The following is a 14,339-nucleotide window of genomic DNA, read 5'->3' as shown; positions in this document are numbered from 1 at the left end:
CAGAGGGAGATGCCGACAAAAATCTGAAAACCGAAAGGCGGCTATCCTTCACCAATTCTTCCCCACACCTGGCCAAGCCTTGCGAACAATACTGGTGGGTGGTCCGCATGGCGAGCAGGGAAGTCCGGGCAAATCAATTTCATAGCAAGAATCTGCAAGAGACCTGTCCACGGTTCGCCTATCGGTCGGGAAAACGAGGATCACGCCATGGCAAATGCCGCTCTCTTCATCGCCACCGTCCTCATATGGGGGACGACTTGGATCGCCATTGCGATGCAGGTCGGTCCCGTGCCGGTCCTGGTCTCGGTCTTCTACAGATTTGCGGTCGCAGCAGTGATCCTCGTCGCCATCCTGGCTGTCATGCGGCGGCTCAAGCTCCCTGCCTTGCGCGATCAACCTTTCATCCTTGCGCAAGCGCTCTGCCTGTTCAGCCTTAATTTCATCTGTTTCTACAACGCCGCCGCCTCTATTCCGTCCGGGCTGATCTCCGTGATCTTCTCGCTCGCAACGATCTATAATGCCGTCAATGCGCGCCTGTTCTTCGGCGACCGCATTACAGGCCGCACGCTTCTCGCAGCGGCGCTCGGAGCAACCGGGCTCCTCCTCCTTTTCGGACAGGACGTTGTCGTCGATTTCGATATCGGCACGTTGAAAGGGATCGGGCTCGCAGCACTTGGCACGCTGTTCTTCTCGCTGGGCAACATGGCATCGCGTCGCAACAGCGCGGCCGGAATCTCACCGCTGGCCGCCAATGCCTGGGGCATGATCTATGGCACGATCATCCTCCTCTTCCTGATTGCCGTGACGCAAACGCCGATCGTGGCGCCTCCCAACATCACCTATCTTGTCGCGCTGCTCTATCTCGCGGCAATCGGATCGGTGATCGGCTTCACCACCTATCTCATGCTGGTGTCGCGCATCGGCTCCTCACGCGCGGCCTATGCCACCGTCCTGTTCCCGATCGTCGCGCTGTCCCTGTCGACGGTCTTCGAGGGCTACCACTGGACTGGTCTGGGCCTGATCGGCCTGGCGCTGACGCTTCTCGGCAACGTGGTCATCTTTGCGCGACCTCTGGCCCGTCGCCCGCCGCAGTCAGATGCGAGGCTGCCGGCAGGCGGTTGAAGGACGGACGAGGTGTGCTAAAGCGCGTCGCGAGCTTTCAGAGGAATCGCGCCGTCTTCCCGCGCGTCTCAGGGCGAAATCGGCTGGGCGAAGCCGTCGGCCAAGTCATGGGAACGCTTCAAAGCGCTCACAGGGCTGCAGGAGTATCGAGGGCGATGACGCTGGTGTGGGAGTCTTCTAGACTCTTCGGTCCGACGATCCGTTAACCACCTTCAATGTCGTAGAAGGAAAACGCCTCATTCCACTTGCGCGAGGAAAAATTCGCGAGAAGGTGGGAGTATAAATGGACTGTTTTCTGGCGGCTGGGGCAAGGAATGACGCACGGCGAAATCAACTTTGCGATCCGCGTCACGCTGGGAATTGACTGTGTAATCATCTGCGCGCTGACCGCTTACTTTTATGTGCGTAACGAAATGCTCGCGGCACGCGCTGCCCGCATAGCCAATATAACTTACCACGCCGGAACTATTTTCACGGGGATCGCCTATGGTCATCCCGATTGCCCGCCCGAGATTTCCACGGAGTACCTATCACTAAGGCGTAAATTTCTCATAATAACTACAATCGCTTCTTCCCCAATGATACTCTACATCATTTTTTTTCTGAAATACTTTCATTAAATCAAAATTTCCCGCACTGTTGACCGACGCTGTAAGTTAGCGGGAAATAGTCGAGCTATCGGCCAACCTTTTAGCCGAGCGGCTTTTGCAGGACGTCGAAGCGCGGATTGGTTTCCGAAAAGATCGGCAGGGCGGCGGCGCCGAGGATCGCGGTATCTTTGCCGGTCATGCCGATCATCACCCGGGGGATGGTGCGCTGCTGGCTGGGGTCGATCGGAACGTGCAGCGGCTCCAGCCGTTCCGCAAGCCGAAGCATCAGCGATGTCGATATGCTGCCGCCGAGCACGATGGTCTGCGGATCGAAGGCCAGTTCCAGAAAATCGACGGTCTGTCGCAGCGGCTGGACGGCCTGATCCAGCCAGGTATCGAGACCTCCGCCGCCCTTGGCGATCAGCGCGTCGAGATCGTCAGGCGACAGCTCCTCGGCATTGGCAATGCCCATGAATTCGTAGGCGACGGTCGGTGAGATGTAGCGATCCAGACAGCCGCGCTTGCCGCAACTGCAGAGCTTGCCATGCGGTTCGACGATGATATGCCCGATCTCGCCGGCATTGTTGCGGCTGCCCTTGTAGAGGTGGCCGTCGAGGAATATCCCGGCACCGATGCCACCGCCGCCGGCGAGAAACAGATAGACGAAGCTGGAGAAACCGCGGGCGACGCCATGCAGGCGCTCGCCGATCGCCGCTGCCGTCGCGTCGTTTTCGACCAGCACCGGCACCTTGACCCGCTGTTCCAGCTCATGCCCTACAGGAAAACCCTGCCAGCCGGGCAGGTTCAGCGGACTGAGCGACGTGGTGCCGCCATCGGCATAGCGGCCGGGCAGGGCCATGCCGACGCCGAGCAGCCTGTTCCGGTCGAACGTGAAGGCCTGCTGAAGATCCTCCACGATGGACTGGAGAGCCGGAAGGGCCTGTTGCGGATCGGGATGTTCGACATGGCGCTCGATGCGAGCGCAAACGGCGCCGGAGAGATCCGTCAAGACCCCGCTTGCGCGCTGCCGGCCAAGTTCGAGGCCTATCGAATAGGCGCCGCGCGGATTGATGGTGTAAGGGATGATTGGCTGGCCGCGCGCCAGCTTCTGCGCCTCGGACGGAACGAGAAGGTGCGATCGCTCCAACTCCTCGACGATGTTCGATACGGTCTGGGCAGTCAGCGCCGTCATCCGGGCGATCGCCGCGCGCGACAAGGGACCGTGCGTGCGGACAGCCTCGATCACCACACGCCGGTTGTGAGACTTGGCCTGCTCGAGATTCGTGCCGGAGATCGCCTTCATGTCGCCTTCAAGGGAAATGCCCCATCACCCTTGTCACAAGACGAACACCGATGAAAGCTCCATTCTTCGCAACGTCTTATTTGCTCAATGGGCGCTGCGTTTTTGCAGGAGCCCGAGCAGCGTTATGCCCGCCAATCCGGTGACGGCGCTCAGGATCGCGGTTCCCGAATAGCCAGTCACATAGGTGCCGGCGGCAAAGACCAGCGCGCCGATCCCGGCGCTGGCAAAGATATTGACGGAGATCAATGCGCTGCCGAGCCCCGGCCGGTCGGCGATGAGATCCTGCAGATAGGTGATGGGAAAGCTGATGATCGCCGCCGCACCGATGCCCGCGAGCATGGTGAGGGCATAGAGGTGCCACGGCTCGGAGGCAAAGCCGAGCAGGCTGAGGAACACGGCGTAGATGATGGTGCCGGCGGCAAGCGCCGTCATCTGGCCGGTCTTCCGGGCGATCCGAGACCAGACGATGATGAAGACAACCTCCAGCAATGCGACGATGCCGACAAGAATGCCGACGTCGCTCAGCGAACCATGCGCTGCACCGGTGGCGATCAATGGCAGAAGGGCGTCGTTGAGATGCAGCGTGCTGGTGATCAGCGCCACCCCGCAGATATGCGCCGATATCCGCGGCGAAACCACCTGGCGAAGCGCGCCGAGATAGGTGAGATGATGAACTGCTGCCATCTCCGTCGCCGCCCGCTTCGGCAGGGCGAAGATGATGATGCCCTGACAGAGCAGACATGAGAGGCCGGCAAAGAGGTAGGCCGGCAGCATGCTCGATGCGCCGGACAGCAGCAGGCCGGTGATTCCGGGGATCAGCACCCAGGACAGCGAGATCATGGCGCGCACGCCGGAGTTGGCCGTCACCATGTCGCTTCGGCTCATGCCCTGCATCGCCGCGCGCGCATTGGCAAACAGCAGCGAGTTCAGCGCTCCGTAGATCGGCAGGGGCAGCAAGCCGGCGATGACGAAGATGGCCGCGCTGGGAAAGGCATAGACCATGCCGTAGCCGACGATGCCGAACAGGCAGGCGCCGATCATCGTCGACCGGTACTCGCCTAACCGGTCGGCGAGATTGCCGAGCAGGATGCTGATGACGACGTTCACCGCTGCGGAGAGGAAACTCAGGAAGGAATAGAGGCCATCGCTCAAGCCCAATTCGCGGATACCCACGACCGAACGATAGGGTGCAGTCATCGCCCCCGCCATGCCGAAGGTGAAAATGGCGATCATGCTGGCGCGGATCGCCGGATTGCGGAAGACGTCGGGGAAAAGGCGGCTCATGCGGGCATCTGAAGGTCAGTAGTGCTCCGATTGGGAGAAGGTCCGCGCGAGTTCGGCCTGGCCTGCCGTGAGGCCGCAGTCGACAGGCAGGCAGACGCCGGTGATGGAAGCGGCCTGGGGACCGGCGAGGAAGGCCACGGCATTGGCGACATCTTTCGGATCGACGACGCGCTGCAGCGGATACCAGCGGCATGCTTCCTCGAAAACGTTGGGATTGGCTGCCGCGCGCGCTTCCCAGGCCTGCGTCTTCACCGTGCCGGGTGCAACCGCGTTGGAGCGGATGCCGAACTTGCCGTATTCCACGGCGACCAGCCGGGTGAAATGCAGAAGGCCGGCCTTGGCGGCGCTATAGGCCGGATGCCCGAAGACATGCATGCCGTTGACCGAGGCGATGTTGACGACGGACCCCTTCGAAACCGTCAGCATCGGCTCGAACGCGCGGAAACATAAGAATGCCGCCTCGAGATTAAGCGCATTGTCCGCCCGCCAGATCTCGGGCGTCGTCTCGTGCAGGCTGGTGGCGCGGGCAGCACCGGCATTGTTGACCAGGGTTCGAACGACGCCGACGTCGGCGGCGCGTCTTGCCAATGCCGCAATGCTCGTCTCGCTGGTCACATCGCATTGGACGGCGACGAAGCGGTTGCCCGGCCCGAGCTTCGACGCCACCGCAGCCGCGGCCTTCGCATCGATATCGGCGAGCAACACGACGTCGTGGTCATCGGCGAGCCGTGCGGCGATCGCCGCGCCGATATCACCTGCAGCGCCGGTAACGATGGCTATCGACTGCGTCATTTTCCGTCGCTCCCATTCATGAACCTCAATCTCCAAGCAATTGCCGGTCATCGCCGTCGCGGTGAATGACCAGCTGCTGCTTGATGCGCCGAAGCGTGGTCGTCGCCTTCGGCTGAACGGCATAGGCGACCAGGCTCGACAGGATATCGACCGTGGCGATGTAGGCGATGCGCGTCGAGGTCGGGCGATAGATATTGCTGCCTTCGGGTAGATCGATCGGCACGACGATTTCGGCAGCCTTGGCGACCGGGCTTGCCGTCTGTGTCAAAGCGATCGTCTTCACCTTCGCGTGGCGGGCAAGCTCGAAAGCCCGCACCAGCTCCGTATTGCGCCCGGAGAAGGACGAACCGATCAACACGTCGCCCGGCCTTGCCGCGGCCGCCATCATCAGCTGCATACTGTGGTCGGAACTTGCCGTGATGCGAAGCCCGAGACGGAAGAGGCGGTTCTGGAGCTCGTCGGCGATCATCGACGAATTGCCGCCTGACCCGAACGCATAGATCATATCGGCCTTGGCGATATGCGAAACGGCAGCTTCGATCGCGGCAAGATCGAGCGACCGATGCAGCAGGAAGAGCGCGTTCTGGGCCTTGGTGATGATATCCTGGGCGACATCGGCCGGATCGGTGCTTTTCGATTCCGGCTTCAGATAACGCACGCCGATATGGGCAGTGCGGGCGAGTTGCACCTTGAAGTCGGAAAAGCTCTCGCAACCGAGCCGCCGGCAAAAACGGGTGACGGTCGGCGGCGATACCTCGGCCCGTTCAGCGAGCTCGATGATCGAGGCATTCACGGCAAACTCGAAGTCGTTGACGATGATTTCCGCGATGCGGCTCTCGGAGGGAGAGAGCCGGCCCCTATCTTCCTGCAACGTCGAAAAGATATCCAAACCCGTCCCCCCGATGGCTCGCTATGCGTCCTTCTTCTTATAGGCCACGCAATCGATCTCAACCTTGCAATCGACCATCATCGACGATTGCACACAGGCGCGTGCCGGCGGATGTTCGCCGAAATACTCCTGATAGATTTTGTTGAAGGTCCAGAAGTTGCGCGAATCGTCGAGCCAGACGCCGACGCGCACCACATCCTCGACGCCGTATCCGGCCTCATCGAGAATCGAAAGGACATTGGCGATCGTCTTGTGGGTCTGGGCAATGATGTTGCCGTCGATGATTTCGCCATCTTCCATCGCAACCTGGCCGGAAACATACAGCCATCCGTCGGCCTCGACCGCACGTGCGAAAGGCAGCGCCTTGCCGCCGGCGCCCGTTTGAACAGTGCCATAGCGCTTGATCGGCATGCTGAAGTCCTTGCAAATTATTTTCTTGATAAGTTGACAAGTGACCATAGAAAGCAGAATTTGACCAGTGAAAAACGCAGTTTATGAAAAGAATTTCAATCCGGGGCTGATATGCGCGATCCTTTCCAGAATCCTTTCACGTCAGACAGCGCCCGGCATGCCATCTGGGAAATGCTCGTTCTGCGCGATATCGATGCGTTTCTGGCCGCCGACTGGTCGAAGGTGGAGCATGACTTTGTCGAAGAGGGCTTCATCGGTATCGATGCCCAGAAGCAGGTCAGCCCCGACAGGTGGCGCCTGGCATTTCCGACGCTGTCGGCCTATCGCCAGGAATGGCTGAGGCAGGCAAAGGATTTCGCCGAGCAGAGTTTCGCGGAGGACGCGCGCACGGCGATCTTCACCACGACGACGCTTGAGGATATCGAAATCGAAGGCGACATGGCGCTGGTTCGCAAGAAATTCGACGGCAGCATTTCCAAGCCTGACGGCACCCGGGATGTCCTGCAATGGCAGACGCTCTATTATTGCAGGCTTCACCAGGGACGCTGGAAAATCTCAGGTTTTACCGGCTACCTGCCGAACCCGATGGGTTGACGCGGGGCCGACAACACGAAGGCCACTTTCTTGCGCATTTTCACGGCAGCACTGGCGACGGAAACCAACACCTTTTCCCCGATCTGCGTGGATCGCCGCGCATTCGAAGCCTCGCTTTATGCCCCGCCCGGCCAGCATCCCGAAACACCGACGCTCTGCACCGCGCCGATCACCGTCGGAAGGCGCGTCACCCGGGAAAAGGGCTGGGAACTGATCGAAGGAACGGCCACGTGGGCCGATCCCGCAGGCCTCGTCAACCGGGGAACTTACGAGGAGCTACGTGACGAAATCCTCGAGCAACTTAGCGGGGCAATGCCTGTCGACGCCGTCGTCATGGGCCTGCATGGCGCCATGGTGGCTGCCGGATACGAGGATACCGAAGGCGATCTTCTCCAGCGCATGCGCGAGATCGTCGGGCCTAACGTTCTCATTTGCGCTGAGCTCGATCCGCACAGCCATCTCACCGCAAAACGCGTCGCTGCGCTCGATTTCGCTGTCTATTTCAAGGAGTTTCCGCATACGGACTTCGTCGACCGCGCCGAGGATCTCTGGCGCATTGCGGTCGAGACGCTCGAAGGCCGCATCAAGCCTGATATGTCGGTGTTCGACTGCAAGATGATCGACGTCTTCCCGACATCGCGCGAACCGATGCGTTCCTTCGTCGACAAGATCATGCGGATAGAAAAGGATGATCCGGACGTCTTGTCGATCTCGGTGATCCACGGTTTCATGGTCGGCGACGTTCCCGAAATGGGAACGAAGCTGCTTGTCGTGACGGATAATAAGCCCGAAAAGGGCGCGGCTTTGGCGCGCGAACTCGGCCTCGAGCTGTTTTCCAAACGCGGCACCTTCATGGTGCCGCAGATCGACGAGAGGCAAGCCGTCTCGCAGGCGATGGCCGCCACCGCATGGCCCGTCGTCATCGCCGATGTCTGGGACAATCCGGGCGGCGGCACGGCAGGCGATGCGACGGTTATTCTCGCCGAGCTCATGGCCCGCGGTGTCACCAGCGCCGCGATCGGCACCATTTGGGATCCTGTCGCCGTGCAGATCTGCTTTGCGGCAGGCGAGGGGGCGGAAATTCCGCTGCGCTTCGGCGCCAAGTCGGCCCCCGGCACCGGCAACCCCATCGACGGCACCGTCAAGATCGCCAAGCTGGTCAAGAATGCCGAGATGCAGTTCGGCGAGAGCCTGGCACCTTTCGGCGATGCCGCTCATATTGTCCTCAACGGCATCGACATCATCCTCAATTCGACACGCGCCCAAAGCTTCGATCCGAGCCTTTTCTCGGTGATGGGCATTGATCCCACCCGGCAGAAGATTCTGGTGATCAAATCCACCAACCACTTCTTCGCGTCCTTCTCGAAGATCGCCGCCGAGATCCTTTACTGCTCGGCCGGAACGCCCTATCCCAATAATCCGGCGACGACGCCGTACCGGCGGGCACCGAAGACCATATGGCCGATCGTCGCCGATCCACACGGGTTAGAACGCGGAGCCGCCTAGATGCATGACAACAGGTTCGCCGTCATCGCCAAGGCAGGCGACAGGATCGCCGATCTCTCGACGCCGCGTCCTGTGATCGACGAAGACAGGCTGGCTGCCAACATCAACCGCGTTCAATCCTATATGGATCAGCACGGGCTGAATTTCCGCCCGCATATCAAGACGCACAAGATCCCGGCCTTGGCCGTCGCGCAGATTGCCGCCGGCGCCAAGGGCATCAATTGCCAAAAGGTCACGGAAGCCGAAGTCTTTGCTGAAGCCGGCTTCGAGGACATCCTCATCACCTTCAATATCCTCGGACAGCAGAAGCTCGAGCGGCTGGGCAAATTGAACGAGAGAATTTCGGCCCTCAAGGTCGTCGCCGACAGCGAAGTGACGGTCGACGGGCTCGCGGCACATTTCTCCGGCCACAAGCCGCTGAACGTGCTTGTGGAATGCGACACCGGCGGCGGCCGCTGCGGCGTGCAGACGCCGGCAGAAGCGGCTTCGCTCGCCAGGCGCATCGCCGCGGCCGACGGTCTCACCTTCGGCGGCATCGTCACCTATCCGAAACCGCAATCGGCCGCCGCCGTCGAAGCCTTCATCACAGAGGCGCTCGCACAGCTGACATCGGAAGGCATAAGCTGCCCGATCGTCAGCAATGGCGGAACGCCAAGCCTCTTCGAGGCGCATCTCGTCAAATCGGCCACCGAGCACCGCGCCGGCACCTATATCTACAACGACCGCCAGATGGTGCGCATGGGCCATTGCACCGAGGACGATTGCGCCATGCACGTGCTGGCAACCGTCGTCTCCCGCCCCAACGCCGACCGCGCCGTCGTCGATGCCGGCTCGAAGGCGCTGACATCGGATCTTCAGGGTTTCAGCGATTACGGCCTAGTCGTCGGCTATCCCGAAGCGCGGATCAGCAGCCTCTCGGAAGAACATGGCGTGATCGACCTGTCGAACTGCACCGGCCCCAGGCCGCAGATCGGCCAGAAGCTCTTCATCATCCCGAACCATACCTGCGTAGTGTCCAACCTGTTCGACACGATGGTCTTCCATCGGGGCGGCATCGTCACCCGCGTCGAGGACGTCGCGGCCCGCGGTCTCGTCTGGTAGGCTTGTTCCGGTTGAGGGCGAAATGGCCTTGATCGCCGAACGCCTCAGTTATTGGTGGATTGCTCGCGGTCTCGGTATCAGCAAGAATGCAGTCGCTGATATCGCAAGACATGCGCGTGGCGGATGATTTCGTTGCGCCAATAACCGACATCAGTTCAGAACCGACGATGACCGATTTGGGGCGGAAACTGACGGTCGGTTTTCGGCGTTTAAGTATCGAGAGCAGCCGTTCCATAGCGCCCGATACGGGACCCAAACCTAGCCCGCAATCAATCGAGATTGGCAGCGCTTCCCAATACCAAACTACCGACGCTGGACTGTTCAAGATCATCGAGTGGCGTGAGTATTTCGGAGACCTGATCGCGCAGCCAAGCGTGTGCATGGGAGGCGGAATTGCGCCGGTGCCAAATCATTGCCAACAGTATTGGCGGCAAAGCAAAGGGCAGCGGATAAATGGCAAGCCCCTCTGCGATGGCCACTTTCACGGCCATCCGGCGCGGTACAATTCCGACAAGGTTTGTCGCGGCCACAGACCGCAAGACGGCCGTAAAGGTCGGTACCGAGAGGACGACCTCACGTTGCAGGCCCAGTGCCGCAAGTGCGGCAGTTTCTCGATCGGGCGCCATCTCGATGACGCGGAAGGCGGCGTGGCGCAGACTGCAATACAGTTCGACGGGCATCGCCGCCGCCGTCGTAACACCGTGCTGGCGTAGAACCGGATGATCCTGCCGCGCAACAACAACGTAACTGGCATGAAAGATCGGTCGCCAATCGACCCAGGGCGAAAAATTGCCCGCAGGCAACAAGATCAGATCCAGCCTGGCTTCTCGTAGGTCGTCCATGGTCTGAAGATTGAGCGAGTCGGTATAGCGCAGCGAAATGCCCGGTGCCCGCTGTTCCAGGTTAGCCATTAGGCCGGGAAGCATCATCTCGGTGAAAAAATCTGACGCTGCAATGCGGAAAGTCTGCACCGCACTCACTGGATCGAAGCTTGCCGGGTTTAAGAGGCGGCTTGAATCCTCAAGCAGTTGCGTCAACGGCAACACCAAAGCAAGTGCAAATTCGGTCGGGCGCATTTGCTGGCCATCGCGCATCAGCAGTGGATCGCCGAAGGCGGCGCGCAACCGCCCAAGGGCCGCCGACACGGCCGGCTGCGATAGGCCAACCCGTTCCCCGGCGCGCACGGTAGACCGTTCGCGCAACAAGGCATCCAGCACTTTCAATAGGTTGAGGTCGAACGTGGATAAATTCATAGGATCAATTCAGTCGATATAATCATCCAATTTATCACAAGCCCGGCGGTGCGCTATTTCGGGGGCCTTCCGATCAACCAACCACGAAGGTCCCTGTATCATGAACATATATACCCAGCCACAGCAGTCTCATAGCTGGAATGGCACCACCTATCGCATCCTGTTGTCCTCTGCCGAAACGCAAGGCGCCATGTCCATCGTCCACGGCGTTGCCGGCCCGCTTGAGGGCCCGCCTTCGCACATCCATGAGGCCGAGGACGAAACTTTCCTTGTGCTGGAAGGCGTCATTGATTTCGAACTTGAGGGCACCGTGTTTCGGCGCGGTCCGATGTAGATTGCGCATATCCCACGTGGCAAGCGTCATAGCTTCCGCACCGGTCCCGACGGGGCTGTTTGCATCGCGGTGCTGACGCCGGGTGGCTTTGAAGGTTTTTTCGAAGAAGTCGCCGCAGCCGGTTTTCAAATACCGCGTGACATCGCCGCGGTTGCCGAATGTGCGGCACGCTATGGCTCGCAGTTTACCGGCCCCGGGCTGGCGCAGAGAGGCTGATATGCGTGACATCGCCTTTATCTTTTTTCTCGCGGCGGTCGTGTGTGTCACCTCTGGCAGGTTTGGGGGATCCAGATGGCAATCAGCGAGGACTACTTGCTGGCGGCGGCCCATGCGCATCTCAACCTGGTGGGATGGACGACGCTGGCGTTGTTTGGCCTGTACTGCCGGCTGACCCCCACCGCAGCGCGGGGGATACTTCCCCACGTTCACGCCGGACTTGCCATCCTCGGTGTCGCTCTCATGGTCCCAGGTATTGCCATGGTCATGGCCGGAGGTTCGCCCGCTCTGGCGAGTGCCGACGCGATGCTGACTTTGGCCTCGATGCTGCTGGCCGCAGCTTCGCAACGCCCGCGGTCAAAAGGCTTGTTTAGCCTCCGGGCACCAGTAGAAAAGCGGACCGAACGCCGCGAGAACTGCCGTCCGATTGGCAGAGGGTCCTGTGGCGGCATCAATAGGACCGCCGACACGAAGCCAGTCGCTTCAGACCGCCGTGGGATTGATCATGTTCATATCGATTTCGGTCAGTTCCACGCGCCGCTCGAAGGCAACGCCGGCCTCGTCGAACAAATGGCAATCTGCGGCGTTGATGCCGGTCGCGACTGGCGCGTCCGCGCGGATGCCGACGCTACCCGGCAGCATCGCGCAGAAATTCTCGGCCTCTCCGTTGAGCGAGGCATAAGCGACCGTATTTGCCCCGAGGCGCTCGATGACCGTCGGGGTCACGGTAAAGACGATATCGCCGCCGTTAAGCTGGATATGCTCCGGCCGGATGCCGAGCGTCAAAGCCTTGCCGGCCATGCCGTCGCGCGGCGTCACGGGCAGGAGGGCTGTCTGGCCCTGATAATCCACCTCGACGCCATTGGCGCTGACGCTTTTACAGGTCACAGGCAGAAAATTCATTTTCGGATTGCCGATGAAGCCGGCCACGAACTGGTTCGCGGGCTTATGATAAAGCTCCAGCGGCGCGCCCGTCTGGGAGATATCGCCGGCGTCAAGCACGACGATACGGTCGGCCATGGTCATTGCCTCGACCTGGTCGTGCGTCACATAGATCATCGTCGCCTTTAACTGCCTGTGCAGCTTGGCAAGCTCGATGCGCATGTCGGCGCGCAGTGCTGCGTCGAGGTTGGAGAGCGGCTCGTCGAACAGGAAGATCTTCGGTTCGCGTACGATGGCGCGGCCGATCGCGACGCGCTGGCGCTGGCCGCCGGAGAGCATGCCTGGTTTCTGCTGCAGCCGCTGCTCGAGGTGAAGGATGCGCGCTGCATTTTCCACCTTGGCCTTGAGCTTTTCTTCTTCCATCTTTTCGACGCGAAGCGGGAAGGCTATGTTCTCGAAGACCGTCATATGCGGGTAGAGCGCGTAGGACTGGAACACCATGGCGATGCCGCGCTTGACCGGCGGTAGGTCGTTGACCCTGACGCCATTAATGACGATGTCGCCGGCGGTCGTCGCGTCGAGACCGGCGATCATCCGCAGCAGGGTGGATTTGCCGCAGCCCGACGGGCCGACGAAGACGACGAATTCGCCGTTTCTCACCTCGAGCTGCACGCCCTTCAGAACTTCGTAGTCGCCATAGAATTTCTGAACTTTGTTGAGAAGGAGCTGTCCCAAAAATCTGTCTCCGCCGGCGGTCTTCGCACATTCGATAGAGGGGAGGGGTCGCAGCTGATGCCGCGACCCCAAGGAGCTCGGGAGAGTTTACTTGAAGGCCTCGATTTCGCCGGCAGCCTTCTTCAGTGCGGCTTCCGGCTCGGCCTTGCCTGTTACAACCGACTGGATCATTTCGATCATCGAGTTCTGGAAGCCCTTATAGTCGGTGAAGAGCGGCTCGGGACCACCATAGCTGATGCCGTCGATCAAGGGCTTCCAGTAAGGATCCTTGGCGACGAACTCGTCGACCTTTGCCGACGGACGCAACGGGGTGAGGCCGGCGCCGCCCTGCAGTTCGTATTCCGACTGGACATCCGGAGAGGTGATGAACTTGGCGAACTCCGTCGCCTTGTCCTCGACGCCCGAACCCTTGAAGATCGCCAGGCTGTCGGTGATCAGCAGCGTGCCCGGACCCTTGGCGTTCGGACCGAGCGGCAGCGTCGTAATACCCCAGCTGATCTGCGTCTTCTTCAGACGGTCGGCGGCACCCGAACCGGCCTGGATCATGGCGACCTTGCCATCGAGGAAGATGGCGCGGACTTCGTTCTGCTCATAGGCCGTCGGGCCTTCTTCGGAGTAGGGGACGATGTCCTTGTAGGCCTTCAGCGCAGCGAGGATTTCGGGGCTATCCAGCGTGACCTTGCCTTCGGCATCGGTCACCGCACCATTATTGGTGTAAACCCAATGCATGAACTGGTGCATGGTGTTGTCGAAGGTCTTGGCGGAGAGACCAAAACCTGGAATGCCGGTCTTTTCCTTGATGGTCTTTGCCATCTGGATTTCTTCGGCCCAGGTCTTCGGCGGCGTCTCGGGGTCGAGGCCGGCCTGCTTGAAGAGATCCTTGTTCCAATAGAGCGCCTTGGTGGAGAAGGCGATCGGAACACCCCACTGGTTGCCCTCGAAGGTCACCGTGTCGACGATGTGGGGGTAATAGGTCTTCTTCTCGTCATCGGTCATCGGCACCGGGACGATAAGATCGTTCTGGGCGAATTCCTTCAGCGTGCGCGAGCCGACATAGGCCATCGCCACCGGCGTGCCGGCGGCGGCGAGCGTCGTTGCCTTGTCCTGGCACTGTGCCCATCCGACGACCTCTGGAGTGATCTTCCAGCCTGTGTTCTTTTCTTCCCACTGCTTGATATATTTCGTGTGGACCGGGTCGATCGTGTCGCCGCAATAGATCCAGCTGATTTCCTTGTCGGCCGCCTGGACAGTGACCGTGGTCAGTGCCGTCGAACCGAGAAGGGCGAGCGCCATAAGGCCTGTCTTGATTGATATGCTCACGTCGTGA

General features: G+C 60.5%; 14 protein-coding genes. 4 read left to right on the top strand and 10 right to left on the bottom strand.

Going from position 1 to position 14,339, the window contains the following annotated elements:
• The first annotated feature begins 207 nt into the window (after window positions 1-207).
• Complete coding sequence (locus N1937_RS30900) at window positions 208-1,122, top strand: DMT family transporter (protein WP_260060291.1); 915 nt, start codon at window positions 208-210, stop codon at window positions 1,120-1,122.
• A gap of 236 nt (window positions 1,123-1,358) precedes the next feature.
• Here N1937_RS30900 and N1937_RS30895 read toward each other — a convergent pair whose 3' ends face one another.
• The 6 genes from N1937_RS30895 to N1937_RS30870 all read right to left on the bottom strand — a co-directional run bounded on the left by N1937_RS30895 (window position 1,359) and on the right by N1937_RS30870 (window position 6,391).
• A complete protein-coding gene (locus N1937_RS30895) occupies window positions 1,359-1,616 on the bottom strand; it encodes a hypothetical protein (protein WP_222280304.1) in 258 nt (85 codons plus the stop codon).
• Between the two features lie 196 nt (window positions 1,617-1,812).
• On the bottom strand, window positions 1,813-3,015 hold the full coding sequence (locus N1937_RS30890; RefSeq protein WP_260060290.1) for an ROK family transcriptional regulator: 1,203 nt from the start codon (window positions 3,013-3,015) through the stop codon (window positions 1,813-1,815).
• A gap of 84 nt (window positions 3,016-3,099) precedes the next feature.
• On the bottom strand, window positions 3,100-4,299 hold the full coding sequence (locus N1937_RS30885) for an MFS transporter (RefSeq protein WP_260060289.1): 1,200 nt from the start codon (window positions 4,297-4,299) through the stop codon (window positions 3,100-3,102).
• A gap of 15 nt (window positions 4,300-4,314) precedes the next feature.
• Window positions 4,315-5,091: an SDR family oxidoreductase gene (locus N1937_RS30880; protein WP_260060288.1), complete on the bottom strand. Its 777-nt coding sequence runs from the start codon at window positions 5,089-5,091 to the stop codon at window positions 4,315-4,317.
• A 25-nt stretch (window positions 5,092-5,116) separates the two neighbouring features.
• The gene (locus N1937_RS30875) at window positions 5,117-5,980 is read right to left on the bottom strand and encodes a MurR/RpiR family transcriptional regulator (RefSeq protein WP_017968441.1); all 864 of its coding nucleotides are present in this window, start codon (window positions 5,978-5,980) and stop codon (window positions 5,117-5,119) included.
• Between the two features lie 21 nt (window positions 5,981-6,001).
• A complete protein-coding gene (locus N1937_RS30870) occupies window positions 6,002-6,391 on the bottom strand; it encodes a RidA family protein (RefSeq protein WP_260060287.1) in 390 nt (129 codons plus the stop codon).
• 111 nt (window positions 6,392-6,502) lie between these two features.
• On the opposite strand from N1937_RS30870, the gene N1937_RS30865 reads away from it, so the two are divergent.
• Genes N1937_RS30865 through N1937_RS30855 form a run of 3 tightly spaced genes read left to right on the top strand, consistent with a single transcriptional unit; the run spans window position 6,503 to window position 9,592 of the window.
• The gene (locus tag N1937_RS30865) at window positions 6,503-6,985 is read left to right on the top strand and encodes a hypothetical protein (RefSeq protein WP_260060286.1); all 483 of its coding nucleotides are present in this window, start codon (window positions 6,503-6,505) and stop codon (window positions 6,983-6,985) included.
• Between the two features lie 30 nt (window positions 6,986-7,015).
• Entirely contained in the window at window positions 7,016-8,491 is a 1,476-nt protein-coding gene (locus N1937_RS30860; RefSeq protein ID WP_170256405.1) for a M81 family metallopeptidase, read from the top strand.
• A complete protein-coding gene (locus N1937_RS30855; RefSeq protein ID WP_260060285.1) occupies window positions 8,492-9,592 on the top strand; it encodes a D-TA family PLP-dependent enzyme in 1,101 nt (366 codons plus the stop codon).
• Window positions 9,593-9,861: 269 nt separating this feature from the next.
• On the opposite strand, the gene N1937_RS30850 is transcribed toward N1937_RS30855, so the two are convergent.
• From N1937_RS30850 to N1937_RS30835, 4 genes are all read right to left on the bottom strand, one after another.
• On the bottom strand, window positions 9,862-10,845 hold the full coding sequence (locus N1937_RS30850) for a LysR family transcriptional regulator (protein ID WP_260060284.1): 984 nt from the start codon (window positions 10,843-10,845) through the stop codon (window positions 9,862-9,864).
• A 73-nt stretch (window positions 10,846-10,918) separates the two neighbouring features.
• Entirely contained in the window at window positions 10,919-11,509 is a 591-nt protein-coding gene (locus N1937_RS30845; protein WP_260060283.1) for a hypothetical protein, read from the bottom strand.
• 369 nt (window positions 11,510-11,878) lie between these two features.
• Window positions 11,879-13,012: an ABC transporter ATP-binding protein gene (locus tag N1937_RS30840; RefSeq protein ID WP_170278927.1), complete on the bottom strand. Its 1,134-nt coding sequence runs from the start codon at window positions 13,010-13,012 to the stop codon at window positions 11,879-11,881.
• Window positions 13,013-13,099: 87 nt separating this feature from the next.
• Window positions 13,100-14,305: an ABC transporter substrate-binding protein gene (locus N1937_RS30835; protein WP_222295436.1), complete on the bottom strand. Its 1,206-nt coding sequence runs from the start codon at window positions 14,303-14,305 to the stop codon at window positions 13,100-13,102.
• Window positions 14,306-14,339 lie beyond the last annotated feature (34 nt).

The sequence above is a fragment of the Rhizobium sp. WSM4643 genome (genome assembly GCF_025152745.1).
Taxonomy (GTDB): Bacteria; Pseudomonadota; Alphaproteobacteria; order Rhizobiales; family Rhizobiaceae; genus Rhizobium; species Rhizobium leguminosarum_I.
The sequence above is the reverse complement of the archived record's forward strand: the minus strand, read 5'-3'. Positions and strand labels throughout refer to the sequence as shown.

Excerpts from the sequence above, each read along its gene's own strand:
- N1937_RS30900 (WP_260060291.1), top strand. The coding sequence starts at position 208 with ATGGCAAATGCCGCTCTCTTCATCGCCACCGTCCTCATATGGGGGACG.
- N1937_RS30895 (WP_222280304.1), bottom strand. The coding sequence starts at position 1,616 with ATGACCATAGGCGATCCCCGTGAAAATAGTTCCGGCGTGGTAAGTTAT.
- N1937_RS30890 (WP_260060290.1), bottom strand. The coding sequence starts at position 3,015 with ATGAAGGCGATCTCCGGCACGAATCTCGAGCAGGCCAAGTCTCACAAC.
- N1937_RS30885 (WP_260060289.1), bottom strand. The coding sequence starts at position 4,299 with ATGAGCCGCCTTTTCCCCGACGTCTTCCGCAATCCGGCGATCCGCGCC.
- N1937_RS30880 (WP_260060288.1), bottom strand. The coding sequence starts at position 5,091 with ATGACGCAGTCGATAGCCATCGTTACCGGCGCTGCAGGTGATATCGGC.
- N1937_RS30870 (WP_260060287.1), bottom strand. The coding sequence starts at position 6,391 with ATGCCGATCAAGCGCTATGGCACTGTTCAAACGGGCGCCGGCGGCAAG.
- N1937_RS30865 (WP_260060286.1), top strand. The coding sequence starts at position 6,503 with ATGCGCGATCCTTTCCAGAATCCTTTCACGTCAGACAGCGCCCGGCAT.
- N1937_RS30855 (WP_260060285.1), top strand. The coding sequence starts at position 8,492 with ATGCATGACAACAGGTTCGCCGTCATCGCCAAGGCAGGCGACAGGATC.
- N1937_RS30850 (WP_260060284.1), bottom strand. The coding sequence starts at position 10,845 with ATGAATTTATCCACGTTCGACCTCAACCTATTGAAAGTGCTGGATGCC.
- N1937_RS30845 (WP_260060283.1), bottom strand. The coding sequence starts at position 11,509 with ATGGGCCGCCGCCAGCAAGTAGTCCTCGCTGATTGCCATCTGGATCCC.
- N1937_RS30835 (WP_222295436.1), bottom strand. The coding sequence starts at position 14,305 with ATGGCGCTCGCCCTTCTCGGTTCGACGGCACTGACCACGGTCACTGTC.